Source organism: Arenimonas composti TR7-09 = DSM 18010, from assembly GCF_000426365.1.
GTDB lineage: Bacteria > Pseudomonadota > Gammaproteobacteria > Xanthomonadales > Xanthomonadaceae > Arenimonas > Arenimonas composti.
On the sequence record NZ_AUFF01000026.1, the window covers coordinates 1 to 1,677 of the forward strand.

The 1,677-nt window shown below is 65.7% G+C and carries 2 protein-coding genes and 1 pseudogene; all 3 read right to left on the bottom strand.

What is annotated here, in order from left to right:
• Positions 1-387: pseudogene (locus K311_RS17050) on the bottom strand (transposase); the annotation flags it as partial.
• 28 nt (positions 388-415) lie between these two features.
• The gene (locus tag K311_RS0113350; RefSeq protein ID WP_026817715.1) at positions 416-1,237 is read right to left on the bottom strand and encodes an IS3 family transposase; all 822 of its coding nucleotides are present in this window, start codon (positions 1,235-1,237) and stop codon (positions 416-418) included.
• On the bottom strand, positions 1,234-1,548 hold the full coding sequence (locus K311_RS0113355; protein WP_026817716.1) for a transposase: 315 nt from the start codon (positions 1,546-1,548) through the stop codon (positions 1,234-1,236). The genes K311_RS0113350 and K311_RS0113355 overlap by 4 nt, the downstream gene beginning before the upstream one ends.
• Between the last annotated feature and the right edge of the window lie 129 nt (positions 1,549-1,677).

Sequence of the window (1,677 nt, forward strand, 5' to 3'; positions counted from 1 at the left end):
TTCGATCTTCAGCAGGCGATTCTTCTCCCTGCTTTCCGGCAATGCCTTGAGCTTGCCGCGCCTGGCGGCGATCTGCCACGTCACGTTCTTGCGCACGACCCGCTTGTCGGCGCCGGTGTAGCCGGCGTCGGCGTGGATGATCGCTTCCTTTCCGTGCAGCAGCTGATCGACGACTTCGATGTCGGCCTCGTTCGCCGGCGTCGTCACCACCGTGTGGACGAACCCGGAATCGGTATCGACGCCGATGTGCGCCTTCATGCCGAAGTACCACGGGTTGCCCTTCTTCGTCTGGTGCATCTCCGGGTCGCGTTCGCCGTCGCTGTTCTTCGTCGACGACGGCGCCGCGATGATCGTCGCGTCGACGATGCTGCCGCGCTTGAGCATCAGTGTAATGACCCACCGGTTCCTGCACAGGTCAGGCCGCTAAAGCGTAAGCCTCGGCGGGTGTCTTCATGCCGAGCGCCTGGTGCGGGCGTCGGTGGTTGTAGAACTGGATCCAGTCGGCGACCACCCGCAGCGCGTGTCGCTGGTTTTCGAAGCGGTGGCGATGCACGCACTGCTCTTTCAGGGTCCGGATCAGGCGCTCGACCATGCCGTTCTGCTGCGGGCAGTGCGGCGTGATGAACTCCTGCTTCAACCCGTAGCTGCGGACCAGGCGGGTGTAAACGCGGCTCGTGAACACAAGTCCGTTGTCGGAGCGCAGCAGGAACGGGACCGGTACGCGTGCCAGTGCGCCGTAGCGGGTGATCAGCGCCTGCTCCAGCGCCGCCGCGGCCGTCGTGGCCTTGCCGCTGCGTGACAGCTGCCAGCCCAGGACCTGCCGCGTGCAGCAATCCATCACCAGCGCCAGCGTCAGCCAACCGTCGCGGCCGCCCCACACGCGGCACAGGTCGGTGGCCCAGCGCGCGTCCGGCGCCTGCGCGACCGACGGCAGGACCTCGACCCGCGGCCGATGGCCCACCGCACGCTTCCGGACCTGCCAGCCTTGGAGCTGGAAGATCCGCTGGACCGTGTTCTTGTTCATGTCGAGCAGGCCGGCCACGGTGCGGTACCCGAAGGACGGCTCGGCCTCGATCAACGCCTTGATCGGCTCGGCCAGCTCCGGCTTCACCACCGGCGCCGACTTCGTCGGCTTGTAGTACACCGTCCGCCGCGGCACCTCGAACCAGCGGCACAGCTGGCTGATCGACACCTCGTACCCATCGTCCTTGAGTCCCTGCCGGACCGACGCGATCACGTCTCGTCCTTGCCCAACAGGGACTGCAATTTTTTTCGGGCGCGAAGCTCCAGCATCGCCTCGCCGTACGCTTCCTGCAGGTCCTTGAGCTGACGCTCGTACTGCTCGCGGATGTCTTCCGGCTTGGCCTTCAGGGCGTTCTCCATGCCGGCCTTGGCCTGGTCGACCCAGTCCTCGACTTCGGCAGGAGTCAGGTCGTGCTGCCGGCTCGCCTCGGCCACCGTCGTCCGCCCCTGGATGATCTCCATCACCAGCGCCGCCTTCCGGCGGGCCGTCCAGCGCTTGATCTCTTCTTCCATTACCGCGCTCATCAGTGTTTCCTCGTTGAGGTTACACCTGAGCAGGAAATCTCTGGGTCATTACATCAGGCCCTTGCGGGTCAGCAGCGCGTTGACCCGGTCGAAGATCACCGGCGCGAGCTCGTTGGTCTCGATCAGGCG

Coding starts and splice junctions, on each gene's coding strand:
- K311_RS0113355 (WP_026817716.1), bottom strand. CDS start 1,548: ATGAGCGCGGTAATGGAAGAAGAGATCAAGCGCTGGACGGCCCGCCGG.